The organism is Streptomyces sp. NPDC001415, from assembly GCF_053597395.1.
This window is the reverse complement of record NZ_JBSFIE010000018.1, coordinates 93,834-117,106: the sequence shown is the minus strand read 5'-3', so window position 1 is coordinate 117,106 and position 23,273 is coordinate 93,834. Positions and strand designations below refer to the sequence as shown.

At 70.9% G+C, this 23,273-nt stretch carries 21 protein-coding genes; 16 read left to right on the top strand and 5 right to left on the bottom strand.

What is annotated here, in order from left to right:
• Positions 1-126: 126 nt before the first annotated feature.
• The 4 genes from ACWC2B_RS23745 to ACWC2B_RS23730 all read left to right on the top strand — a co-directional run bounded on the left by ACWC2B_RS23745 (position 127) and on the right by ACWC2B_RS23730 (position 5,228).
• Entirely contained in the window at positions 127-912 is a 786-nt protein-coding gene (locus ACWC2B_RS23745; protein ID WP_189960484.1) for an electron transfer flavoprotein subunit beta/FixA family protein, read from the top strand.
• A 105-nt stretch (positions 913-1,017) separates the two neighbouring features.
• A complete protein-coding gene (locus tag ACWC2B_RS23740) occupies positions 1,018-1,980 on the top strand; it encodes an electron transfer flavoprotein subunit alpha/FixB family protein (RefSeq protein ID WP_450719716.1) in 963 nt (320 codons plus the stop codon).
• A 161-nt stretch (positions 1,981-2,141) separates the two neighbouring features.
• A complete protein-coding gene (locus tag ACWC2B_RS23735; protein ID WP_450719714.1) occupies positions 2,142-3,440 on the top strand; it encodes a DUF6986 family protein in 1,299 nt (432 codons plus the stop codon).
• Between the two features lie 90 nt (positions 3,441-3,530).
• Entirely contained in the window at positions 3,531-5,228 is a 1,698-nt protein-coding gene (locus ACWC2B_RS23730; RefSeq protein ID WP_450719712.1) for a serine/threonine-protein kinase, read from the top strand.
• A gap of 99 nt (positions 5,229-5,327) precedes the next feature.
• Here ACWC2B_RS23730 and ACWC2B_RS23725 read toward each other — a convergent pair whose 3' ends face one another.
• On the bottom strand, positions 5,328-6,365 hold the full coding sequence (locus ACWC2B_RS23725) for a LacI family DNA-binding transcriptional regulator (protein ID WP_450719778.1): 1,038 nt from the start codon (positions 6,363-6,365) through the stop codon (positions 5,328-5,330).
• A 159-nt stretch (positions 6,366-6,524) separates the two neighbouring features.
• On the opposite strand from ACWC2B_RS23725, the gene ACWC2B_RS23720 reads away from it, so the two are divergent.
• From ACWC2B_RS23720 to ACWC2B_RS23690, 7 genes are all read left to right on the top strand, one after another.
• Positions 6,525-7,478: an ROK family protein gene (locus ACWC2B_RS23720; protein WP_450719710.1), complete on the top strand. Its 954-nt coding sequence runs from the start codon at positions 6,525-6,527 to the stop codon at positions 7,476-7,478.
• Between the two features lie 416 nt (positions 7,479-7,894).
• Positions 7,895-9,190: an ABC transporter substrate-binding protein gene (locus tag ACWC2B_RS23715; RefSeq protein WP_450719708.1), complete on the top strand. Its 1,296-nt coding sequence runs from the start codon at positions 7,895-7,897 to the stop codon at positions 9,188-9,190.
• 73 nt (positions 9,191-9,263) lie between these two features.
• Entirely contained in the window at positions 9,264-10,193 is a 930-nt protein-coding gene (locus ACWC2B_RS23710) for a carbohydrate ABC transporter permease (protein WP_450719706.1), read from the top strand.
• Positions 10,190-11,113 (top strand): carbohydrate ABC transporter permease, encoded by a 924-nt coding sequence (locus ACWC2B_RS23705; protein ID WP_450719704.1) that lies wholly within the window; start codon positions 10,190-10,192, stop codon positions 11,111-11,113. The genes ACWC2B_RS23710 and ACWC2B_RS23705 overlap by 4 nt, the downstream gene beginning before the upstream one ends.
• A gap of 207 nt (positions 11,114-11,320) precedes the next feature.
• Positions 11,321-11,593 (top strand): hypothetical protein, encoded by a 273-nt coding sequence (locus ACWC2B_RS23700; RefSeq protein ID WP_450719702.1) that lies wholly within the window; start codon positions 11,321-11,323, stop codon positions 11,591-11,593.
• A 79-nt stretch (positions 11,594-11,672) separates the two neighbouring features.
• The gene (locus ACWC2B_RS23695) at positions 11,673-12,878 is read left to right on the top strand and encodes a T4 RnlA family RNA ligase (protein WP_450719700.1); all 1,206 of its coding nucleotides are present in this window, start codon (positions 11,673-11,675) and stop codon (positions 12,876-12,878) included.
• Positions 12,879-12,886: 8 nt separating this feature from the next.
• Positions 12,887-13,810 carry a phosphatase domain-containing protein gene (locus ACWC2B_RS23690; RefSeq protein WP_450719698.1) on the top strand — a complete coding sequence of 308 codons (924 nt, stop codon included), beginning with the start codon at positions 12,887-12,889 and terminating at the stop codon, positions 13,808-13,810.
• 38 nt (positions 13,811-13,848) lie between these two features.
• On the opposite strand, the gene ACWC2B_RS23685 is transcribed toward ACWC2B_RS23690, so the two are convergent.
• Positions 13,849-14,025 (bottom strand): hypothetical protein, encoded by a 177-nt coding sequence (locus ACWC2B_RS23685; protein WP_450719696.1) that lies wholly within the window; start codon positions 14,023-14,025, stop codon positions 13,849-13,851.
• A gap of 244 nt (positions 14,026-14,269) precedes the next feature.
• Here ACWC2B_RS23685 and ACWC2B_RS23680 point away from each other — a divergent pair, with 244 nt between their 5' ends.
• The gene (locus ACWC2B_RS23680; protein WP_450719694.1) at positions 14,270-15,310 is read left to right on the top strand and encodes an NUDIX hydrolase; all 1,041 of its coding nucleotides are present in this window, start codon (positions 14,270-14,272) and stop codon (positions 15,308-15,310) included.
• Here the strand turns inward: ACWC2B_RS23680 and ACWC2B_RS23675 are convergent.
• Together ACWC2B_RS23675 and ACWC2B_RS23670 are read right to left on the bottom strand one after the other, a co-directional pair.
• A complete protein-coding gene (locus ACWC2B_RS23675; protein ID WP_450719692.1) occupies positions 15,269-15,979 on the bottom strand; it encodes an MBL fold metallo-hydrolase in 711 nt (236 codons plus the stop codon). The two genes, ACWC2B_RS23680 and ACWC2B_RS23675, sit on opposite strands and share 42 nt — an antisense overlap.
• A gap of 92 nt (positions 15,980-16,071) precedes the next feature.
• Positions 16,072-17,436: a M20/M25/M40 family metallo-hydrolase gene (locus tag ACWC2B_RS23670; protein ID WP_450719690.1), complete on the bottom strand. Its 1,365-nt coding sequence runs from the start codon at positions 17,434-17,436 to the stop codon at positions 16,072-16,074.
• A gap of 177 nt (positions 17,437-17,613) precedes the next feature.
• Here ACWC2B_RS23670 and ACWC2B_RS23665 point away from each other — a divergent pair, with 177 nt between their 5' ends.
• On the top strand, positions 17,614-18,879 hold the full coding sequence (locus ACWC2B_RS23665; protein ID WP_450719688.1) for a geranylgeranyl reductase family protein: 1,266 nt from the start codon (positions 17,614-17,616) through the stop codon (positions 18,877-18,879).
• Between the two features lie 40 nt (positions 18,880-18,919).
• On the opposite strand, the gene ACWC2B_RS23660 is transcribed toward ACWC2B_RS23665, so the two are convergent.
• Positions 18,920-19,654: a TNT domain-containing protein gene (locus ACWC2B_RS23660; RefSeq protein WP_450719776.1), complete on the bottom strand. Its 735-nt coding sequence runs from the start codon at positions 19,652-19,654 to the stop codon at positions 18,920-18,922.
• A 354-nt stretch (positions 19,655-20,008) separates the two neighbouring features.
• Here ACWC2B_RS23660 and ACWC2B_RS23655 point away from each other — a divergent pair, with 354 nt between their 5' ends.
• From ACWC2B_RS23655 to ACWC2B_RS23645, 3 genes are read left to right on the top strand one after another with little or no spacing between them, the layout of a single operon-like run.
• On the top strand, positions 20,009-21,352 hold the full coding sequence (locus ACWC2B_RS23655) for an ABC transporter substrate-binding protein (protein WP_450719686.1): 1,344 nt from the start codon (positions 20,009-20,011) through the stop codon (positions 21,350-21,352).
• A 31-nt stretch (positions 21,353-21,383) separates the two neighbouring features.
• Positions 21,384-22,382, top strand: a complete 999-nt coding sequence (locus ACWC2B_RS23650; protein ID WP_450719684.1) for a carbohydrate ABC transporter permease — start codon at positions 21,384-21,386, stop codon at positions 22,380-22,382.
• Positions 22,379-23,266, top strand: coding sequence for a carbohydrate ABC transporter permease (locus ACWC2B_RS23645; RefSeq protein ID WP_450719682.1), 888 nt, complete (start codon positions 22,379-22,381; stop codon positions 23,264-23,266). Before ACWC2B_RS23650 ends, ACWC2B_RS23645 begins: the two co-directional genes overlap by 4 nt.
• Positions 23,267-23,273 lie beyond the last annotated feature (7 nt).

The window sequence follows — 23,273 nt, the reverse complement described above, 5'->3', positions numbered from 1 at the left end:
TGGGTGTACTGGCGAGTAATATTTCGTTCGGAGCGCCGGTCGCCCCGACCGGAAACCGCCCCATCAGGCGCCTATGCTGCGTGCATCAAGGCAGCCCAGAAATGACGATGCAGTAGGAGAGCCGGCGTGAGCTTGAGGATCGTTGTCTGTGTGAAGTACGTGCCCGACGCCACCGGCGACCGGCACTTCGCCGATGACCTGACCGTCGACCGCGACGACGTCGACGGCCTCCTTTCGGAGCTCGACGAGTACGCGGTCGAGCAGGCACTGCAGATCGCCGACGAGGCGGACGACGCGGAGATCACCGTGCTGACCGTCGGCCCCGAGGACGCCAAGGACGCGCTGCGCAAGGCGCTTTCGATGGGCGCCGACAAGGCCGTCCACGTCGAGGACGACGACCTGCACGGCACCGATGTGATCGGCACCTCGCTGGTCCTGGCCAAGGCCGTCGAGAAGACCGGCTACGACCTGGTCATCTGCGGCATGGCGTCCACCGACGGCACCATGGGTGTCCTGCCGGCGCTGCTCGCGGAGCGCCTCGGCGTCCCGCAGGTCACGCTGCTCTCCGAGGTCTCCGTCGAGGACGGCGTCGTGAAGGGCCGTCGCGACGGCGACACCGCTTCCGAGCAGCTTGAGGCGTCCCTGCCGGCCGTCGTGTCGGTGACGGACCAGTCGGGCGAGGCCCGCTACCCGTCCTTCAAGGGCATCATGGCCGCCAAGAAGAAGCCGGTGGAGTCCCTGGACCTGGGCGACCTGGACATCGACGCCGACGAGGTCGGCCTCGAAGGCTCCTGGACCGCGGTCGACTCCGCGGCCGAGCGTCCGGCCCGCACGGCCGGCACGATCGTCAAGGACGAGGGCGAGGGCGGCAAGCAGCTGGCCGAGTTCCTGGCCGGCCAGAAGTTCATCTAAGTGCCCCACCGGTCCGGGAACTTTCCGGCCCGACCCCGCACTTAGGGCTCGCCGAGCCCCTCAACTGCCCGTCTTTTCTTCGCACTTGCAGGAGATTGAAGTCCCATGGCTGAAGTTCTGGTCTACGTCGACCACGTGGACGGTGCCGTCCGCAAGCCCACCCTTGAGCTGCTGACGCTGGCCCGCCGCATCGGCGAGCCCGTCGCCGTCGCGCTCGGCGCCGGCGCCGAGAACACCGCCGCCGCGCTCGCCGAGCACGGCGCGGTCAAGGTCCTCACCGCCGACGCCCCCGAGTTCGCCGAGTACCTCGTCGTGCCGAAGGTGGACGCCCTCCAGGCCGCGTACGACGCCGTTTCCCCGGCTGCCGTGCTCGTCCCGTCCTCCGCCGAGGGCAAGGAGATCGCGGCCCGCCTCGCCGTTCGCATCGGCTCCGGCATCATCACCGACGCCGTCGACCTGGAGGCCGGCGACGAGGGTCCGGTGGCCACGCAGTCCGCGTTCGCCGCCTCCTTCACCACCAAGTCCCGCGTCTCCAAGGGCACCCCGGTCATCACGGTCAAGCCGAACTCGGCCGCCGTGGAGGCCGCGCCGGCCGCGGGCGCCGTCGAGGCCCTGTCGGTCACCTTCTCCGCCCTGGCCACCGGCACCAAGGTCACCGCGCGCACCCCGCGCGAGTCGACCGGCCGCCCCGAGCTGACCGAGGCCGCGATCGTGGTCTCCGGCGGCCGCGGTGTCAACGGCGCCGAGAACTTCGGGATCATCGAGGCTCTCGCCGACTCGCTCGGCGCGGCCGTCGGCGCCTCGCGCGCCGCGGTGGACGCGGGCTGGTACCCGCACTCCAACCAGGTCGGCCAGACCGGCAAGTCGGTCTCGCCGCAGCTCTACATCGCCAACGGCATCTCCGGCGCCATCCAGCACCGGGCCGGCATGCAGACCTCGAAGACCATCGTGGCCATCAACAAGGACGCCGAGGCCCCGATCTTCGACCTGGTCGACTACGGCGTGGTCGGCGACCTGTTCCAGGTCGTCCCGCAGCTCACCGAAGAGGTCAACTCCCGCAAGGGCTGACCTGCGAGTTCTGTCCGGCCCGGGGCCGCGTGGTGATCTTCACCGCGCGGCCCCCGGTCGTTTCGGACAACCATTGACGCAGGAGAAGCGGCCTATTAACTTCGCTATACGGATTGTTGATTCCGTGAAGCGGAAAAGTTCGACGGTGTGGAGGGTGCAGGATGGGTCAGCAGGAGCAGGTGGCAACGAGCCTCGCGGGCGTGGTCAGCGAGGAGATCAGTGCCTCCCTCGTGGCAGTGGACGAGGAGCTCGCCCGCCGTTACCCGGGCGACCCCGGCACCCGCCAGCCCGTGCACACCGTCTACGTACCCGGCGACGTCTTCGACGCGGGCACCCTCCGCTCCTGGGGCGACCAGGCGCTTGCCGCGCTCGACGAGCACGCCCCGGACGCCGCCTCGTTCGCCAAGGTGCTCGGCATCGCCGACGAGCTCGCGCAGCCCGTGTACGACCGGGTGCGCGCCAAGCTGACCCGCGAGCCCATCGAGGACCTGCGCGTCGACTTCGAGGACGGCTACGGCCCCCGCCCCGACGCCGAGGAGGACGCCGACGCCGCGCGCGCCGCCCGTCTCATCGCCGAGGCTTTCAAGAACGGCACCGCCGCCCCGTACATGGGCATCCGCATGAAGTGCATGGAGGCCGCGGTCCGCGACCGCGGCATCCGCACCACCGACGTCTTCCTCACCACGCTCATGCAGCATGGCGGCCTGCCCGACGGCCTCGTGCTCACGCTGCCGAAGGTGACCTACCCCGAGCAGGTCACCGCCTTCGTACGGCTGCTCAGCGCCTTCGAGAAGGCGCACGGCCTGCCCGATGGACGGCTCGGCTTCGAGATCCAGATCGAGACCAGCCAGTCCATCCTGGCCGCCGACGGCACCGCCGCCGTGGCCAAGATGATCGACGCCGCCCAGGGCCGCGCCACCGGCCTGCACTACGGCACCTTCGACTACAGCGCCTGCGTGGGCGTCTCCGCCGCCTACCAGGCCAGCGACCACCCCGCCGCCGACCACGCCAAGGCCGTCATGCAGGTGGCAGCCGCGGGCACCGGCGTACGCGTCTCGGACGGCTCGACCAACGTGCTGCCCGTCGGCTCCACCGAGCACGTCCACGAGGCCTGGCGCCTCCACTACGGCCTCACCCGCCGCGCCCTCGCCCGCGCCTACTACCAGGGCTGGGACATGCACCCCGGCCACATGCCGACCCGGTACGCGGCCGTGTACGCCTTCTACCGCGAGGGCCTTGAGCAGGCCGCCGGGCGCCTCGCCGCGTACGTCGCCAAGACCGAGGGCGACGTCATGGACGAGCCCGCCACCGCCAAGGCGCTCAGCGGCTACCTGCTGCGCGGCCTGGACTGCGGCGCCCTCGACAACGCGGAGGTGGCCCGCCTGACCGGCCTGACCCGCGCCGACCTCGACGCCTTCGCCTCCCCCCGCCGAGGCACCCTCACCGTCACCGCCCCGTAGCACGACCGGGACCGAACGGGCCCCGAGGACTGTCACCGCTGCCCCGTACTCTGTACGCGACCACAATCGCCACAGAGGGACGGGGCAGCGGTGTCTACGGGGGAGAGCCAACTACTGGCGGGCCGGTACCGGGTCGTCGAGCAGCTCGGCCGCGGCGGCATGGGCGTCGTGTGGCGTGCCCACGACGAAGTGCTCGGCCGCGAGGTCGCCGTCAAGGAACTGCGCACGTTCAGCGACGCGTCCGCCCCCGAACTGGGTGATCTGCGGCTGCGCATGCAGCGCGAGGCACGAGCCGCGGCGCGGGTGCGCCACCCCTCGGTCGTCGCCGTCCACGACGTCACCGAGCACGAGGGCCGCCCGGTCATCGTCATGGAGCTGATCGACGGCCCCTCGCTCGACGACGTCCTCGGCGAACGCGGCGTCCTGGAGCACGGCGAGGCCGCGGCCATCGGCGCCAAGGTCCTCGAAGCGCTGGCCGCGGCCCACCAGGTGGGCGTGCTGCACCGCGATGTGAAGCCCGGCAACGTCCTCCTCGACGCTTCCGGCCGGGTGGTCCTCACCGACTTCGGCATCGCCGCCATGGACGACCCGGGCGACGGCTCACAGACCCACCTGACGCGCAGCGGCGAACTGGTCGGCTCCCTGGACTACCTGGCGCCCGAGCGAGCCCAGGGTCAGGAACCGGGCCCCGCGTCCGACGTCTGGGCGCTCGGCGCCACGCTGTACGCGGCCGTCGAGGGCGCGGCCCCCTTCCGCCGCACCTCCACCTGGTCGACCCTGAACGCGATCGTGGTCGAGCCGCTGCCCGAGGCACGCCGGGCCGGCCCGCTCGGGCCCGTACTCCAGCGCCTCATGGACAAGGACCCGGCTCGGCGGCCCGACGCCCAGACCGCGGCCCGGCTGCTCGCGGAGGTCGCCGCAGCGGCCGCCGACGGGGAGACCGGGCCGACCACGGTGCGGTCCGCCTCCCCGCCGGCGGCCTCGCCTCCGCGCAGCGCGACCGTGCGTGATGCGCTGCCGCACCGGCCAGAGGGGTTCGGACCCGTCACGCCGGCGCCGGTGCCGCACAAGGCCGAGGGCTTCGGCCCCGTCGTCACGCACGTCCCGGAACCGGCCGCCGGGCGGGGCCGGGGCAAGGCCCTGGTCGCCGCCGGAGTGACCGCCGTGCTGCTCGTCGGCGGCGGTGTCGCGTACGCGCTCCTCGACCATGGGGACGCGACCGGCGGGCAGCGGGCGGTGGGGGCGGCGAACAGCGCGACACCGGGAACGGGCACGGCGGACGATCAGCTGGGCGCGGCCGGTCTGAGTACGTCCAGTCCCTCCGCGAGCTCCACCCCCAACTCTCCCTCGCCCGCGCCGAGTTCGAGCCCGAACCCGTCCGCCAAGGGCGATGCCGGTAAGGGGAACGACCCGAAGGGCGGCGCGAGCAAGGCGCCCGACCCGAAGACGAACCCCCCGAGTGCCCCCAGTACGGGCGGCACCTCAGGCGGCGCCGCGCCCCCGGCCGGCAGCTGCCAGCCGATCGCGGGAGGCAAGTTCAACTGCCAGGTGTGGCGCAGCGCGAAGAGCATCCGGCAGGACGGCGGCGCGGCGGGCGTGCTCAACGCGGGCACCAACTACTTCTACTGCCAGGCGAACCTGGGCCGCCGCGAGACGTACGGGAAGTGGACCAACACCTGGTGGGCCAGGACGGACGACGACAGCGGCAACACGAACGTCTACGTCAGCGTGGTCTACCTGAAGGGCGGCAACAACGACGAGCCGGTCCCCGGCTTGAAGCCCTGCTGACCCAACCACCCACCAGTCCCGCCGGGGTCCTGTACAACCCGGGCGAGCACCAGCCCCGCCAGGGGCGCGGGGAACTGCGTGAACCCTCCGGGCGGCGGCCTAGCCGAGAGAGGGCGGCGGGATCTCGCCCGAGCCGCGCTGGATCAGCACGGTGGGCAGCTCGACGCGGGTGGGCGTCTCGTCGGCGCCGTCGAGCCGACGGAAGAGCAGCTCCGCCGCCGTGCGGCCGAGGGTCGCGGCGTCCTGCGAGATCACCGTGATGCCGAGCAGGTCGGCCAGTTCGATGTCGTCGAAGCCGACCAGGGCCACCGGGCGCTCGCGGCCCGCCAGGACGCGTACCGCCGTGACCGTCACCCGGTTGTTGCCCGCGAACAGCGCGGTGACCGCGTCCGGCCCCGCCAGCATCGACTCGGCGGCCGCGCGCACCCGCTCGGGAGAGGTCGAGCCGAGCGACACCCAGGAGTCGTCGACCGTCAGACCCGCGTCCGCCATGGCCGCGTGATAGCCGCGCAGCCGCTCGGTGGCGGTGTGGATGCGGGGCTGGTCGCCGATGAAGCCGATCCGCCGGTGGCCGTGCGCGACGAGGTGGGCCACGCCCGCGCGGGCGCCGCCGAAGCTGTCGGACAGGACCACGTCGGCGTCGATCTGCCCGGCGGGGCGGTCCACGAACACCGTCGCGACGCCCGCCTTTATCTCAGGTTCGAGATAGCGGTGGTCGGACCCGGCGGGGATCACGATCAGCCCGTCGACCCGGCGGGCGCAGAACGCGAGGACCAACTCCTGCTCGCGGTCCGCGTCCTCGGCGCTTGAGCCGTTGATGAGCAGCGCCCCGTGCTCCCGCGCGACCTCCTCCACGGCCCGGCTGAGCGGCCCGTAGAACGGGTCGGCGAGGTCTTCGAGGACCAGGCCGATCGACGCGGTGCGGCCCTTGCGCAGCACGCGTGCACTGTCGTTGCGGCGAAAGCCCAGCGCCTCGATGGCCTCCTGCACCCGCCGCTCGGTGTCCGGGGTCACCCCGGGCTCACCGTTGACCACCCGGGACACCGTCTTGAGGCCGACACCGGCGCGCGCGGCGACATCCTTCATCGTCGGACGGTTGCCGTAGCGGGGCTCGTGGTGGCGGGCGTTCTCGGCCACAGTGCGCTGTCCTGTCGTCGTCGGGAGCCGTCCGGCGCGGTCGAGTGCCATAACGGTGTGTGTGGCGTCGAGCATAGGCCCTGGACAACGTTGTCACATGCAGGGAGACTCTCATCTTGACCTGCTGTTACCCGGCCCTCACCAGGAGATCCGACCTCGATGCACACCGACCTCGTGGCCGCGCTCGACATCGGCGGCACCAAGATCGCCGGAGCCCTGGTGGACGCCGGCGGCCGGCTGCTCGTCCGCGCCCAGCGGCCGACTCCCGCCCACGAGGACGGCGACACGGTGATGCGCGCGGCCGAGGCGGTCCTCGCCGAGCTGACCGGATCCCCGCTGTGGGGGCGTACGAGCGCTGTCGGCATCGGCAGCGCCGGGCCCGTGGACGCGTCGGCGGGCACGGTCAGCCCCGTCAACATCCCCGGCTGGCGCGGCTTTCCGCTGGTCGAGCGGGTGCGCGCGGTCACCGGCGGACTCGACGTCGAACTCGTCGGCGACGGCGTCGCGATGACCGCCGCCGAACACTGGCTCGGCGCCGCCCGCGGCCACGACAACGCGCTGTGCATGGTCGTGTCGACCGGCGTCGGCGGCGGGCTCGTTCTCGGCGGCAAACTGCACCCCGGTCCCACCGGCAACGCCGGCCACATCGGCCACATCAGCGTCGACCTCGACGGCGACGCCTGCCCGTGCGGGGCGCGCGGCTGCGTGGAACGGATCGCGAGCGGCCCCAACATCGCCCGCCGAGCCCTGGACAACGGCTGGCGGCCCGGCCCCGACGGTGACACGTCGGCCGCCGCCGTCGCCGCGGCCGCCCGCTCCGGTGATCCGGTCGCGGTCGCCTCCTTCGAGCGTGCGGCCCGGGCGCTGGCCGCCGGCATCGCGGCGACCGCCACGCTGGTCGAGATCGACATCGCGGTGGTGGGCGGGGGAGTGGCCGGCGCGGGCGACGTCCTCTTCACCCCCCTGCGCCGAGCCCTGCGCGACTACGCCACGCTCTCCTTCGTCCAGCGCCTGACCGTCGCGCCCGCGCTGATGGGCCCGGACGCGGGTTTGGTGGGGGCGGCCGCGGCGGCATCGGAGCGGCGGTCGGACGAGGCGGCATTGCTGAAGTGACGAACAGAATCTGGTAGTTGACGGACGATATCTCTCACTCCTCTCACACCTCTCACCGGCTAAGCGGGTGGAACGACTACGGGGGAGGAGTCGTCGGAGCGCTGAAAAGGCGGCCGCGAGCCGGAAGGTGACGCATCGTCACATCCCTCCGCGCCCGCGCAAGGCGGGATGACTTCATCCCTCTGCCGGCCCCTCACCGAATGACGAGCATTTCCGGTAGGGCTTGTTGAAGTCTGTTGGACGAGAAGCGGTAACGGTTGCCTGGCTTTGCGTCAAATCCCTTGACGACACCCTGACTTGGGGGTGTGATCCAACCCTCGCGTTTGGTTGTGTTGGGTCGCACCCCGGAGGAGGGGTACATGGCGCAGTCATCGTTCAATGGTCCTATGGCGCCCGGTAGCGTGGCAGGACATCGGATGTCTCGGCGGAATCTTCTGCGTGGTGCGGCGATCGGCGCCGGGGCTGTCGCGCTGCCCTCGCTGCTCGCGGCGTGCGACAGCGGGCCCGGCGGGGACACCAAGACGATCCGCCTGGGCTCGAATTCCTCGGACGCCGTCCCGAAGAAGGCATTCGCCGACGCGTTCGCGGCGTACGAGAAGCAGTCCAAGGAAGGCCGCAAGATCAAGGTCAACACCGTTGACCACAACACCTTCCAGGAGAACATCAACCGCTATCTGCAGGGCAAGCCGGACGACGTCTTCATGTGGTTCGCGGGCTACCGCATGCAGTTCTTCGCGCAGAAGGGCCTGCTGTACGACCTAAGCGACCTCTGGTCGGGCTTCCAGGGCTTCTCCGACGCGCTCAAAGCGCAGTCCACCGGCGCGGACGGCAAGCAGTACTTCGTGCCGTACTACTACTACCCGTGGGCGGTCTTCCACCGCGCGAGCGTGTTCCAGGAGCACGGGTACACGGCGCCGAAGACCTTCGACCAGTACGTCGAGCTGGCCAAGCAGATGCAGAAGGACAAGCTCGATCCCATCGCGTTCTGCGACAAGGACGGCTGGCCCGCCATGGGCACCTTCGACTACCTCAACATGCGCACCAACGGTTACGACTTCCACAAGAGCCTGATGGCCGGCAAGGAGGCGTGGACCGACAAGCGGGTCAAGGACGTCTTCGACAGCTGGCGCCGCATCCTTCCGTACTGCCAGCAGGGCGCGAACGGGCGCACCTGGCAGGAGGCCGCGCAGAGCCTCCAGAAGAAGCAGTCGGGCATGGCGGTGTTCGGACTGCCGCACGTGGGCCAGCAGTTCCCCACATCCGACCAGGGCGACATCGCGTTCTTCCCGTTCCCGGAGATCAACCCGCAGTACGGACAGGACGCGGTCGAGGCACCCATCGACGGCTTCCTCCTCGCCAAGAACGCCAAGGAGCTGAAGAACAAGCAGTCCATGGAGAGCGCCAAGGACCTGCTCAAGTGGCTCGCCACGCCCAAGGCGGAGGATATCTACCTCGCGGGCGACCCGAACAACATCGCGGTCAACTCCGGGGCGGACACCGCGAAGTACAGCCCGTTGCAGAAGAAGGCGGTCGAGCTGGTCTCCGGGGCCAAGCAGATCTCGCAGTTCCTGGACCGCGACACCCGCCCCGACTTCGCCTCCACCGTGATGATCCCGGCCATCCAGAAGTTCATCGGCAACCCGAACGACGTCGACGGCCTCGTCAACGACATCGAGCGCCAGAAGAAGACCATCTTCGCCGCCGAGGGCTGAGAGCCCGGGGCCGCCCCCGCCCGGGCCCGCGACGAGATCCCAGCACCTCCAACTGACCGACGCTCGCTTCGACTTGGAGTACTCAGCCGTGGCGCTCATCACCGCGCGGCGCGGAGGGCGACGGGGTTCCAGGCGGTTCACCGCCCGCGACCTCGTCGTCCTCGGCGTGCTGCTTGGACTGCCCGTCCTGCTCGACATCGCCATCGTGTGGGGCCCCACCCTCGCCTCCGTCGTCCTGTCCTTCACCAGCTGGGACGGCATCGGCGACATCAAATGGGTCGGCACGCAGAACTACACCAACCTCTTCACCAACTACCCGCCGTTCTGGCCCGCCGTCCGGCACAACCTGATGTGGCTGGGCGTACTCGGCCTCGTGGCAACGCCGTTCGGGCTGCTGCTCGCCGTCCTCATCGACAGGGGCGTACGGTTCAGCCGCTTCTACCAGTCGACGCTGTACATGCCGGTCGTGCTCTCCCTCGCCGTCGTCGGGTTCATCGCCCAACTGGTCTTCTCCCGCGACCAGGGAGCGCTCAACGCCCTGCTCGGCAACAGGAACAACCCCACCGACTGGCTCGGCGACCCGGACCTGAACATCTGGATGATCCTGCTGGCCGCGGCGTGGCGGCACACCGGCTACGTGATGATCCTCTACCTCGCGGGCCTGAAAGCCGTCGACCCCTCGCTCAAGGAGGCCGCGGCCATCGACGGTGCGAGCGAGCGCCAGGCCTTCTTCCGCGTCGTCCTCCCCACCCTGCGCCCGGTGAACGTCATCGTCGGCGTCATCACGGTCATCGAGTCGCTGCGCGCCTTCGACATCGTGTACGCCGTCAACCACGGGCGCAACGGCCTCGAAGTGCTCTCGGTGCTCGTCACCGACAACATCATCGGCGAGGCCAGCCGCATCGGCTTCGGCTCGGCGATCGCCGTGGTGCTGCTGACCGTCTCCCTCGGGTTCGTCATCACGTACCTGGTTCAGGAGATCCGAGGGGAGAAGAACCGATGACCACCCACACCGCGCCCGCGCCCACGACCACCGCCCCGGCAACGGCACCCGCCACCCGCCGGCGCCGGGTGCGCCCGGGCCGCCTCGGCGTGCACGCGTTCCTCATGGCCGTCTCGCTCGCCTTCCTCACGCCCCTGCTGCTCGCCGTGTACGCGTCACTGCGCCCCTACGACGAGACCTCCCGCTACGGCTATCTCTCGCTCCCCAAACACCTCTCCTTCGCCTACTACAAGCAGGCCTTCACCGACGCGGGCATGACGAAGTACTTCGTCAACACCCTGATCATCGCGGTGCCGGGCGTGATCCTCGTCCTCTTCTTCGCCTCGTTCGTGGCCTTCGCCGTCTCACGCCTGCGACTCCGGGGCGGAGTCGTCCTGTTGATGCTCTTCACGGCGGGCAACCTGCTGCCCCAGCAGGTGATCGTGACCCCGCTGTACGTGGTGTTCAACCGCATCCCGCTGCCGTACTGGATGTCCGACTCGATGACGATGTTCGACTCGTACTGGGCCGTCATCGCCGTGCAGGTCGGCTTCCAGGTCGGCTTCTGCGTCTTCGTGCTCGCCAATTTCATGCGCACCCTGCCGCAGGAGATCCTGGAGGCGGCGATCGTCGACGGCGCCGGTGTGTGGACCCAGTACTGGCGCATCACCCTGCCCCTGTGCCGCCCGGCCCTCGCGGCGCTGGCGACGCTCCAGTTCACCTGGATGTACAACGACTTCCTGTGGGCCCTGGTCTTCATGTCCGACGGCGACAAGCTCCCCATCACCTCGGCGCTGAACAACCTGAGGGGCCAGTTCTTCACGGACTACAACTTGCTGGCGGCGGGCTCGGTGATCGTCGCGCTCCCGACCCTGATCGTGTTCCTGCTATTGCAACGGCACTTCATCGCGGGGCTCACGCTGGGTTCGAGCAAGGGATAGCAGCAGGTAATTGACGGAGCGTCAGGGCGGCGGGCCCGGGAAGGCACCCGGGCGCGTCGTCCCCGCGACCAGCCGTCGACCCCGGCTCAAGCGCCGGTCCACCGCCCCTCAAGGCGTTCGCCAGAAGGTCTGCGACCCCAAGCGGATTCGCGCCTGCTGCCGCCCGGCCGTCGCACGGGCAGCCGCAGCCTGATCTCGGAGGTCGCCATGACCGTCGAACTGCACGTAGCCACCGCACTCCTGCACGACTTCGACGCTGCGCACAACCCGCTGCCCGGCCGCGAGGTCGCCCGGCGGCCGAGTCCCCTGAACCCCACCGTCACCATCCTCGACCTGGAGACGGCCGACGCCCCCGACGGGGCCGCGCTCATGGATCCCATCTTCCAGCGCACCGGGTTCCACGACGTGCGGATCACCGAGATCCGCTGGTACGACCGGGACGGCTACTTCATCGCGCCCAGCATCCCGCTCGCGGCCTGAGCGCTGATCGAAATTCCCTCGCTCCGCCGGTCGGGATCGGTCAAGCTGCAGGTGACAGCACCCTTCCCAGGAGCAAGCAGTGATCGACCTCGACCGTATAGTCCCGCCCGCAGGCCTGGCCGCCGCCATCGACGCCGGCCACGTCGTCCGCAAGGAGCACCCCGAACTGCCGCTGTCGATCCTCTCTTACACGAGGGCGTGCCAGTACGAGCAGGCTTGGGACGAGGTGACCACGCGCTGCCGCGGGCTCGTGGTCGACGACGTGAGCGGGACGGTCGTCGCGCACTGCCTGCCCAAGTTCTTCAACGTCGGCGAGCACACCCACGGCCGCCCCTACGCGCCGCCGCTGCCCGACGAGCCGTTCGAGGTGTACGACAAGGTCGACGGCTCGCTCGGCATCGCCTTCCACTACGAAGGCCGCTGGCGGGTCGCCTCCCGGGGTTCGTTCACCTCCGAACAGGCCGCCTGGGCGACCGCCTGGCTGGAGGGGCGGGACACGACGGCGCTGCGGCCCGGTGTCACCTACCTCGCGGAGATCCTCTACCCCGAGAACCGGATCGTCGTCGACTACGGCGGCCGCCGGGACCTCGTGCTCCTCGCCGCGTACGACGCGACGGGCGAGGAGATCGGTCTCTCCCGGGCCGCCGAGGACTGGGCGCCGGTCGGCTCGGTGGCGCGGACGTGGCCCGCGATGCCGCTCGCCGAGCTCCTCGCACGCGCCGAGTCCAACGTCCACGCCGACGGCCGCGAGGCCACCGGCACGGACGCCGAGGGCTATGTCCTGCGGTACGCCTCCGGGCTGCGGGTCAAGGCCAAGATCAGCGAGTACGTACGGCTGCACAAGGTGCTCACCGGCATCACCGAGCGGGACATCTGGCGCTACCTCGGCATCCGCCGGTTCGCCGGCGAGGACCCCAAGCGGGTCGCCCAAGCGCTCGGCTGCGCGCCCGGCGAGATCGCGGAACTCACCGCGGACGGCGCAGACCCGCTGGAAGCTATGCTTCAGCAGGTCCCCGACGAGTTCGACACCTGGGTGCAGAGCGTGGCGGCACGCCTCGACGGGCAGGCCGCCGAACTGGCCCGCCTCGCCGCCGAACGGTACGGCGACATCGCCCAACTGGCCGAGGACCGTGGCGCGTTCGCCCGCGCCGCCCGGCGGATCCAGAACCGCACCGTACGCGCGGCCGTGTTCCAACTGCTCGACGGACGCGGCATCGACCTCATGATCTGGCGGTCCGTCAAGCCGACGGCCGCCGACCCGTTCACGAACGACGAAGAAAGCTGAACCGCTCCATGCCCACCGTGCACGTCATGACCGGACTGCCCGCCTCCGGTAAGACCACCGCCGCCCGCAAGCTCGTGGCGGACTCCGGCGGCCAGTGCCGCCGCGTCAACCTCGACGACCTGCGCGGCATGTTCGACAACGCGGGCGAGGGGCGGGAGCGGTCGTACACCGCCGAGCAGACCGTCCTCGCGGTCCAGGACGCCGCCGTGCGCGAGACGATCGCCGCCGGGTTCGACGTCGTGGTCGACAACACGCATCTGACCCCGAACATCCCCAAGCGCCTCAAGGCGGCCGTGGCGGGCCGGGCCCGGTTCGTCGTGCACGACTTCACGGACGTGCCGGTCGAGGAGTGCCTGCGGCGCGACGCGGCCCGCGCCAACCCGGTCGGCGAGGACATCATCCGCCTCCTCGCCGACAAGCACGCCAAGGCCGTACGCAACGGATGGCGGCTCACCGACGCCTGGATGAACGACACCGTCGTCCTCGCGGAGGTCGAGCCCTACACCCCGGACGAGACCCTGCCCAGCGCGGTGATGTGCGACATCGACGGCACGCTCGCCATCAACCTCGACCGCAACCCGTACGACTTCACGCGCTGCGAGCAGGACGGGCTCAACGGGTCCGTCCGCGACGCCCTGACCGGCTTCCGGCAGGCGCACGGGGACACGATCGTGCTCCTTTCGGGCCGGGGCGAGGAGTTCCGGCCGCAGACCGAGGCCTGGCTCGCCGCGCACGACGTGCCGTACGACGAGCTGTGGATGCGGCCGGCCGGCGACGGGCGGCGCGACGACCTGGTGAAGGCCGAGCTGTTCGACGCGCATGTCCGTCACCGGTTCAACGTCCGCGTGAGCCTCGACGACCGGGACCGGGTCGTCGCGATCTGGCGCCGCATGGGCCTGCCCACCTGGCAGGTCAACTACGGTGATTTCTGAGGGAGTCCACGCCCGCTGTGAAGGCGGTCGCGGCGGCGTCAGCCGACCGGTTCCGGCACCGGGCGGGAGACGACGACCAGGAAGGCGTCGCTCTCCAGGTCCATCACGACCTCCGCCGCGAGCCCTTCGTTCCTGCGGTCACGTGCGAACTCCTCGGCGGGCCAGTGGCCGCGCGGGCCGCCCGCGGGAAAGCGTTCCAGTACCGTACGACGCATTTCGTCGCACCCCCTTGTCGTCTCTTTTGGCACCCGCACAACGACGCCCTGGCCGTCGGCGTTACGGCCCCCCGTGGCCGGTGCCCGTACACCAAGACGCCGCGGAGGGCCCCATGGTGGCGGCCGGCAGGCAACAGCCCGGCCACAGTTGGGTACGTGATCAAGGAGGGCCACAGCCGGTGCGCGGGTTTCCGTGGCAGGGTGTTGCGGACAGTCCACTGGGGGCTACCGAAGAGGGGGAACCGTGATCGTCTGGGTCAACGGTGCGTTCGGCGCGGGCAAGACCAGCACCGCGCGCGAGCTGATCGACCTGATCCCTAACAGCACGTTCTACGACCCTGAGGTGATCGGCGGGGCACTGCGGTACCTGCTGCCGCAGAAGATGCTCGACCAGGTGAGTGACTACCAGGACCTGCCGATCTGGCGACGCCTGGTGGTGGACGGCGCGGCCGCGCTGCACGCCGAGGTCGGCGGCGTGCTCGTGGTGCCGATGACCCTGCTGAGGCAGGACTACCGGGACGAGATCTTCGGTGGGCTCGCGGCCCGCCGCATACCCGTACGCCATGTGGTCCTCACTCAGGAGGAAACGATCCTGCGGGCGCGGATCGCGGCTCGGGTGGAGTTCCCCGACGACCCCGAGGCCGACGAGCAGCGGGTCCGCAAATGGGCGTACGAGCACATCGAGCCCTTCCGGCGCGCGCTCGGCTGGATCGCCGCCGACGCTTACACCGTCGACAACAGCGCGCTCACGCCGCGCGGCACCGCCGAGCGAATAGCCGACGCGGTCCGCTCCGGAGCGGCCCGCGCGTGCGAGATCGTGCAGACCCCCGAGCCCACCGCCGAGACGCTCGCCGCCGGGGTGCTGCTCTTCGACGAACAGGACCGGGTGCTCCTGGTCGACCCCACCTACAAGCCCGGCTGGGAGTTCCCCGGCGGTGTCGTCGAGCGCGGCGAGGCCCCGGCCAGGGCCGGCGTCCGCGAGGTCGAGGAGGAACTCGGCGTCCGGCTCGACCGCGTGCCGAGGCTGCTGGTGGTCGACTGGGAACCTCCCAGGCCCCCCGGTTTCGGCGGCCTGCGGATGCTCTTCGACGGCGGCCGGCTCGACAGTGCGCGGGCCGGGCAGGTGCTGCTGCCCGGCGCCGAACTGCGCGGCTGGCGCTTCGTCAGCGAGCAGGAGGCGGCGCAGCTGCTGCCGCCCGCCCGCTTCGAGCGGCTGCGCTGGGCACTGCGGGCCCGGGAGCGGTCAACCGTGCTCAACCTGGAGGCCGGAGTCCCGGTCGGCTGAGGCCTTCATGACCGCCGCCGCGTTCTCGGTCAGCGGGTCGCCGTGCCCGAAACACACGGTGTCCGCGCCGAGACCGGCGAGGCGGCGGAACGAGGCGAGCGCCCGCTCCCGGTCGGTGTTGAAGACGCCCACCATCACCTGACCGACCCCGGCCACGCTGTCACCTGTGAACAGCACGCCGTGCCGCGGCAGATGGACCGCCATCGAGCCGTCGGTGTGGCCGGGACAGTGGACGGCGACCGCGCCGTCACCGAAGCCCAGAGCATCGCCGTCGCCGACCTCGCGGTCCACCCGGGTCGGCGGTGCCTCCGGAAGCGTCAGGCCGCGCTCGTACAGCGGAACCTCCCAGTCCAGGAGTACCGGCTCGGCCATCGGCGCCTCGCCCCTGATCACCGGGGCGTCGAGGCGGTGCGCGATCACCTCGGCGCCGTAGCGCTCGGCGAGCTCGCCGGCCGCGCCGAAGTGGTCGCGATGGCAGTGTGTGATCACGATGCGGCGGATGGCGGCCGGGTCGAGCCCGAGTCCGCGGATCGCCTCCTCGATGGGCGCCGCCGCGTTCGCGTCGCCCGCGTCGACGAGTGTGAGCCCGTCGTCGTCGCGCCACAGATACGCCTGGCCGATGGGGAAGCGGAACATGTGCAGCCGGGGGAGGACTTCTACGAGATCCATGCGGCGAACGTACGTCGGTGCCATCGCCCGCCGCACGGATCTACGCTCCGGGCGATGTCCGCCGAGCGCTTAACCTCCGAGCCCGTACTGGCTCAACTCTGCTTGGACTGCGCGTAGTTGACCAGGAAGTGGGCCTCCGCGACCGACAGGCGCTCCAGCTCCTGGGGAGACACACTCTCGTTCACCGCGTGGATCTGCGCCTCCGGCTCGCTCAGCCCGATCAACAGGATCTCGGCCCGCGGGTACAGCGCCGCCAGGGTGTTGCACAGCGGGATCGAGCCGCCCATGCCCGAGGACTGCATCTCCTCACCCGGGTACGCCACCGCCATGGCCTCGGCCATCGAGGTGTACGCCGGGCTGTTGATGTCCGCGCGGAACGGCTGGCCCTGGCCCACCTGCTCGAAGGTGACCCGGGCGTTCCACGGGACGTGCTTCTCGATGTGCGCGTAAAGGAGCTTGGTCGCCTCGGCCGCGTCCTGGCCGGGCGGCACCCGCAGGCTGATCTGCGCGCGGGCACTCGCCGGGATGGACGGCGTCGCACCGGCCACCGGGTGGCAGTCGATGCCGATGACCGTGACGGCCGGCCGGGCCCAGATGCGGTCGGCGACGGTGCCGGTGCCGGGCAGCGCCACCCCGTCGAGGACCTTGGCGTCCTGGCGGAACTCCGCTTCCGGGTACTGCAGCCCGTCCCACTCGGAGTCCGCGGCCAGGCCCTCGATGACGGTCTGGCCGTTCTCGTCCCGCAGCGAGTCCAGTACGCGGATGAGCGCGGCCAGCGCGTCCGGGGCGGCGCCGCCGAACTGACCCGAGTGCAGATTGCCCTCAAGGGTGTCGATCTGGACGCGGATCATGGTCATGCCGCGCAGCGTCGCCGTCACCGTGGGCAGGCCGACCCGGAAGTTGCCGGTGTCGCCGATGACGATCGCGTCGGCGGTGAGCAGCTCGGGGTGCGCCTCGGCGTACTGCTCAAGACCGCCGGTGCCCTGCTCCTCCGAGCCCTCCACGATGACCTTGACGGAGACGGGGACGCCGCCGTTGGCCTTCAGGGCGCGCAGCGCGAGCAGGTGCATGATGAACCCGCCCTTGCAGTCCGCGGCCCCGCGGCCGTACCAGCGGCCGTTGCGCTCGGTCAGCTCGAACGGCGGGGTCACCCACGCCGACTCGTCCAGCTTGGGCTGCACGTCGTAGTGCGCGTAAAGGAGCACCGTCGGCGCGCCCACCGGGCCGGGCAGCAGCCCGTACACCGACTGCGAACCGTCCGGGGTGTCGAGCAGGGCGACGTCCTGGAAGCCCTCGGCGCGCAGCGCGTCGGCCACCCAGTTCGCGGCGGCCTCGCACTCGCTCTTCGGCGCCACCGCCTCGTCCGCCACCGATTGGAACGCGACCAGCTCCGTGAGCTCCGTCTTGGCGCGGGGCATCAGTGAGGCGATGGTCTCGGCGATCGGATGGGCGGTCATGGGCACGCTCCTCGTGGGTGCGACGTTGTATGTACAGATACGCAGGTGCACGTGTGTGTACAGCGAAGATATGGCCGATCCTCCCACAACGGGCCAGGACAGGAGGGCGGGGCTACTGCCCCGTAGGATGCGGTCGTCAGCAGGGGCCACTGGTCGGACGGGGAGCAAAGGCACATCGTGAGCAGCGAGAACGCAGACGCCGGGACGGACGGACCGCTGGAAGAGCACCAGGGCGAGCCCGCCGCCGCATCGGTGACCGGACCGGGTGCGGGGCCCGTCTGGGATGTCGTCGTGGTCGGCGCGGGACCGGCGGGAGCGTCGGCCGCGTACGCGGCGGCGGTCGCGGGGCGCAAGGTGCTGCTCCTGGAGAAGGCCGAACTGCCCCGCTACAAGACCTGCGGCGGTGGCATCATCGGCCCCTCGCGTGACGCCCTGCCGCCCGGCTTCGAACTGCCGCTCCAGGACCGGGTGCACGCGGTCACCTTCTCCCTCAACGGGAAGCTGACGCGCACCCGCAGGTCCAAGAAGATGCTGTTCGGGCTGATCAACCGGCCGGAGTTCGACGCCGGCCTGGTCGCGATCGCCGAGAAGGAGGGCGCCGTGGTCCGTACCGGCGTCACCGTCTCCAAGGTCGAGCAGCACGGCTCGGCCGTGCCCGACCGGCGCACCGTCGCCGTCGTCCTCGCCGACGGGGAGACCGTGCTCGCCCGGGCCGTCGTCGGCGCCGACGGCAGCGCCAGCCGCATAGGGGCACACGTCGGGGTGAAGACCGAGCAGGTCGACCTGGGCCTCGAAGCCGAGATCCCGGTGCCGCCGAGCGTCGCCGAGGACTGGGCCGGGCGGGTGCTCATCGACTGGGGCCCCATGCCCGGCAGTTACGGCTGGGTCTTCCCCAAGGGCGACACCCTGACCGTCGGCGTGATCTCGACGCGCGGCGAAGGCGCCGCCACCAAGCGCTACCTGGAGGACTTCATCGCCCGGCTCGGCCTCGCGGGCTTCGAACCGGCCGTGTCCTCCGGCCACTTGACGCGCTGCCGCAGCGACGACTCGCCACTGTCCCGCGGTCGCGTCCTGGTCTGCGGCGACGCGGCGGGCCTCCTTGAGCCGTGGACACGGGAGGGCATCTCCTTCGCGCTGCGCTCGGGCCGCCTCGCGGGGGAGTGGGCGGTGCGCATCGCCGAGTCGCAGGACGCCGTCGACGCCCGCCGCCAGGCGCTGAACTACGCGTTCGCCATCAAGGCCGGGCTCGGCGTCGAGATGGGGGTGGGCCGCCGGATGCTCAGCCTCTTCGAGAAGCGCCCGCTGCTGCTGCACGCCGCGATCACCGGCTTCCGGCCCGCGTGGAAGGCATTCGCGGACATCACCCGCGGCGCCACCACGCTGGCGGGTCTGGTGCGCTCGCACCCGATGGCGCGGCGCGCCCTGGACGCCGTCGACCGCTGACCGGCACGGGCCGGGGCCGACCAGCCCCGGCCCGCCCGGCTCAGCCGATGCCCGCGAGCGCGCTCGCCGCGGCCACCGGGTTGGTCTCGGCCTTCAGATAGCCGTGGTCGAGCAGCCACTTGACGTTGAGGGACTGGCCCTGGCCCGGGTCGACGAACGCCGGGTCCAGCTTGATCTGCCGACCGCCGCCGGGCTGCTCGAACCAGGGCGCGATCCGGCCCTGCCACACGGTGAACGACTTCACGACCTCGTACGCGTGATAGGCGCACGGGTAGGCCGCCTCACGGGTGATCAGGCTCTGCGGGGGCAGCGCCCGCCGGCTGTAGCGGGCTCCCGCCGGGGCGAGGAACGAGCCGTACTCCGAACCGAACCGGTCCAGGTCCTCGCCGACGCGCAGCGCGACCGCGTGTTTGTCCGGGGTGCCGTCGGGGCGGTTGGCGAAGCCGTCATTGGGCGGGTACTTCCAGGACCCGGCGGTCGTGTCCCAGAACGTGGCCAGGAATGTCTGTGGGGTGAGGTGCCCGGTGCGGTGGTAGCCGAGGACCAGCGGTCCCACCGGCCCGTTCCAGGGCCGGGGCAGGTTCTGCGGGCCGAGCCGCTCGTCGCCCTGGTACGTGCCGGAGCACGCGGCCGGACGCTGGGCCGCGAGGGCTGGAGCCGCGCCGCCGTCCGTGGCCGCCTGCGCGGTGCCGGTGCCTATCAGCGCGGTGGCGGCGAGGGCCGCGAACGCCGTCCCGACGAGAACGCGCAGTCTGCGCAGGGGTTTCACCGAGATCCTCCTCAGAGATGATGAGTCATCACATCTACTGGGAAGAAAGTGACTTGTGTGCCCCCGGTCGCGAGTTCGGCCGAATAGCGACCGGTCGGGGGCCGGATCGGGCCCGTTGCGCACAGCCCTGCCAACCCCATCCGGCGGAGCACCCCGACGACACGGCCCCGGGACTCTTGCGCCCGGCGGCAGAAGGCGCTTTCATCCAGCCAGTGGCCCGGATCGCGGCGCGGTCCGGCACCGCGAGAGGTGCGCCCAGCCGACAAGGTCCCCTGCCCGGGGTCCCAGGACCGGCCCGAGTCGCCAGGATCCGAGCCCGGGTCCGAGGCGGGGACGTACCCGCGACGGATGGAGCGGATCATGCCCGCCGGCCCGGATCACTCCACCGCCCCTTCGTCCCACAGAGCGCCGGACCGCCGCGCGCTGCTGAGGGCCGGAGCGGGGTGCGCGGTGGCTGCCGTCGCCGCACCTGCCCTCGCGGCCTGCGGCTCCGCGGAAGGCGTCGCCCCGGACGGGACGGTGACGGTCGAACTCTGGCACGGCCAGGTCGACACGTCGAAGAAGGCGATCGAGGCCTTGGTGGCCGAGTTCAACCGCACCCACCCCAAGATCCATGTCGATACGGGCGGCGGGTCGACCTCGGACGTGATGCTCCAGAAGGTGACGGCCGCCCTTGCCTCGGGCTCGTACCCGGACATCGCCTACGTCTTCGGCTCGGACATCGCGAGCATCGCCCGCAGCCCCCGCGTCGTCGACCTCACCACGGCCATGCGCGGTGGGCCCGTGCCCTGGACGGACTACTGGCCCTCGCTGCGGGACGCGGTGACCGTGAACGGCAAGGTCCGCGCCGCGCCCTCCCTCGTCGACTCCATGGCGGTCGTCTGCAACAAGACCCTGTTCCGGCGGGCCGGGATTCCGCTGCCCCAACCCGGTTGGAAATGGGACGAGTTCATCGACACCGCCCACAAACTCACCGACGCTTCCAAGGGCGTCTTCGGCACCGGCTGGCCCGGCGTCGGCGACGAGGACACCACCTGGCGGCTCTGGCCGATGGTGTGGGACCTCGGCGGGGAGATCATCGGGCCGGGCGGCAAGAGCATCGGGTTCGCCGACCAGGGCCGCCGGGCCCTGGAGACCATCGCCTCGCTCGTCGCCGGCAAGAGCGTCTACATAGACCCCAAGCCGGGCAGTGCCCAGATGTACCAGGTCTTCCTGTCGGGGCGCATGGGCATGGTGATGGGCGGCCCCTGGACGCTGGCGGACATCATCACCGCGAAGGTCGACTACGCGGTGGTGCCGCTGCCCTCCTACAGCGGGAAGCCGGTCACCATCTCGGGCCCCGACACCTGGACCGTCTTCGACAACGGCTCCGCACGCTCGAAGGCCGCCGTCGAATTCGTCCGGTGGCTCATCGCGCCCGAGCAGGACGTCAAGTGGGACATGGGAGCGGGAAGCCTGCCGCTCAGCGCGGAGAGCGCACGCCTGCCGGCGTGGGCCGACCACTCCGCGAAGACCGTGGGGATCCCGGTGTTCACCAAGGCCCTGGAGTCCGCGCGGGTGCGGCCCGTGCACCCGGCGTATCCGCAGATCTCGCAGGCGTTCGGCGAGGCCGTCGTCGCGATCCTGCTGGGGCGTTCCTCCCCGGACAAGGCCATGCGCCAGTGCGTCGAGAAGGCCGACGCCGCCCTGCTGATCCCGCGCTGAAGCCGACCCCGTGACCAGAAGGGTCCGAGAGATGAGAAGTACTGGGCCGCGGACTCCCCGCCCGCTCACGCTCGACCCGACCCCGGCCGCCCGCGCCGCCAGGCGCCGCCGGGCGCGCGGCGAGACCGCCACGGCCTGGGCCTTCATCAGCCCGGCGGTCCTGGTGATCCTCGGGCTCAGCGTCGTACCGCTGCTGTGGTCGCTGCTGCTCTCGTTCCGCGCGGACGACCTGGTCACGCCGGGCCGCTGGGTCGGGCTCGACAACTACCACGCCCTCAGCAAGGACCCGGCGTTCCGCACCGCCGTGAAGAACACCCTGATCTACGCGGGCGTCTACGTACCGCTCAGCCTGGCCGGCGGGCTCGCGCTCGCCCTCGCGCTGAACCGGCGGATACGGCTCGTCGGGCTGTACCGCACGCTGGTGTTCGTCCCGTTCGTGGTCTCGGCCACCGCCCAGGGCGTGCTGTTCTCGTTCATCTTCGACCCCGGGTTCGGCGTGGCCAACGCGCTCCTGCACCACCTCGGCGTCTCCTCGCAGGGCTTCCTCTCCGACCCGGGACAGGCGCTCTACGTCCTGCTGCTGATCTCGCTGTGGAGCGGCATCGGCTTCTGCGTCATCGTCTACCTCGCCGCGCTCCAGGACGTGCCCGTTGAACTCGTCGAATCGGCCCGCCTCGACGGGGCGAACCGGGCCCAGGTGCTGCGCCACGTCACGCTGCCCTCGCTGACCCCGGTCACGGTGTTCCTGGTGCTGTGGCAGTTCATCATCGCCCTGCAGGTCTTCGACCTCGTGTACGTCACCACCAAGGGCGGCCCCCTCGGCGCCACCACCGTCATCGTCTACTTCGTCTGGGAGCAGGCCTTTCAGAACTTCACCGCCGGATACGGCGCCTCCGCGGCCTACGTCCTCGCGATCGGCCTGGTCGCCGCGGCCGTCGTGCTGCGCCTGTACCGGCGCCATCGAGAGCGTACGGGAGCAACTGCCGTACCAGGAGCGGGCGTTGCCCGAGCGGAAGGAGCGGGCCGATGACCGCGCCCACGATGACCCAGGGGGCGGCCGCCTCCGTCAGCGCCCCCGGCAGCCGCACCGCCCGGCGCCGCCGGCTGCCGTTCAGCCCCTGGCACCTGCTCCTCGCGCCGCTCTCGATCGGCTTCGCGCTCCCGCTGGTGTGGCTGATCCTCAGCTCGGTGATGAGCGACGCGGAGATCAACCGGTTCCCGCCCGCGCTGTGGCCGCACGGCATCCACTTCGGCGGCTACCGCTACGTACTCGGCAACGCGATGTTCCCGCGCTGGTTCCTGAACTCGTGCATCGTCGCGTCCGTGGCCGTCGCCTCGAACCTCGTCCTCGGGGCGCTCGGCGGCTACGCCTTCGCACGGATGCGGTTCGCCGGGTCGCGGCTGCTGCTCGGGCTGATGCTCGCGACGATGGCGGTGCCGTTCCAGCTGACCATGATCCCGACGTTCCTGGTCATGAAGTGGCTCGGGCTCATCGACACCCTCGGCGCGCTGATCGTGCCGTCCCTGGTCACGCCGTTCGCGGTGTTCCTCTTCCGGCAGTTCTTCCTGTCCCTGCCGAGGGAGCTGGAGGAGGCGGCCTGGATCGACGGCTGTTCACGGCTGCGGGTCCTGGTCTCCATCGTGGCGCCGCTGGCCCGCCCGGCCCTCGCCACGGTCGCCGTCCTCACCTTCCTCGCCACCTGGAACGACCTCTCCTGGCCGCTCATCGCCATCAACCACGACGCGCACTACACCCTGCAACTGGGCCTGACCACCTTCCAGGGCCAGCACCACACCAAGTGGTCCGCGGTGATGGCGGGCAACGTCGTCACGGTCCTCCCGGTCCTCCTCGCGTTCCTGTTCGCGCAGAAGACCTTCATCCAGTCGCTGACGTCGAGCGGGCTGAAGGGGTGAGGGAGCG

Excerpts from the sequence above, each read along its gene's own strand:
- ACWC2B_RS23740 (WP_450719716.1), top strand. The coding sequence starts at position 1,018 with ATGGCTGAAGTTCTGGTCTACGTCGACCACGTGGACGGTGCCGTCCGC.
- ACWC2B_RS23735 (WP_450719714.1), top strand. The coding sequence starts at position 2,142 with ATGGGTCAGCAGGAGCAGGTGGCAACGAGCCTCGCGGGCGTGGTCAGC.
- ACWC2B_RS23720 (WP_450719710.1), top strand. The coding sequence starts at position 6,525 with ATGCACACCGACCTCGTGGCCGCGCTCGACATCGGCGGCACCAAGATC.
- ACWC2B_RS23715 (WP_450719708.1), top strand. The coding sequence starts at position 7,895 with ATGTCTCGGCGGAATCTTCTGCGTGGTGCGGCGATCGGCGCCGGGGCT.
- ACWC2B_RS23705 (WP_450719704.1), top strand. The coding sequence starts at position 10,190 with ATGACCACCCACACCGCGCCCGCGCCCACGACCACCGCCCCGGCAACG.
- ACWC2B_RS23700 (WP_450719702.1), top strand. The coding sequence starts at position 11,321 with ATGACCGTCGAACTGCACGTAGCCACCGCACTCCTGCACGACTTCGAC.
- ACWC2B_RS23690 (WP_450719698.1), top strand. The coding sequence starts at position 12,887 with ATGCCCACCGTGCACGTCATGACCGGACTGCCCGCCTCCGGTAAGACC.
- ACWC2B_RS23685 (WP_450719696.1), bottom strand. The coding sequence starts at position 14,025 with ATGCGTCGTACGGTACTGGAACGCTTTCCCGCGGGCGGCCCGCGCGGC.
- ACWC2B_RS23675 (WP_450719692.1), bottom strand. The coding sequence starts at position 15,979 with ATGGATCTCGTAGAAGTCCTCCCCCGGCTGCACATGTTCCGCTTCCCC.
- ACWC2B_RS23670 (WP_450719690.1), bottom strand. The coding sequence starts at position 17,436 with ATGACCGCCCATCCGATCGCCGAGACCATCGCCTCACTGATGCCCCGC.
- ACWC2B_RS23655 (WP_450719686.1), top strand. The coding sequence starts at position 20,009 with ATGCCCGCCGGCCCGGATCACTCCACCGCCCCTTCGTCCCACAGAGCG.
- ACWC2B_RS23650 (WP_450719684.1), top strand. The coding sequence starts at position 21,384 with ATGAGAAGTACTGGGCCGCGGACTCCCCGCCCGCTCACGCTCGACCCG.
- ACWC2B_RS23645 (WP_450719682.1), top strand. The coding sequence starts at position 22,379 with ATGACCGCGCCCACGATGACCCAGGGGGCGGCCGCCTCCGTCAGCGCC.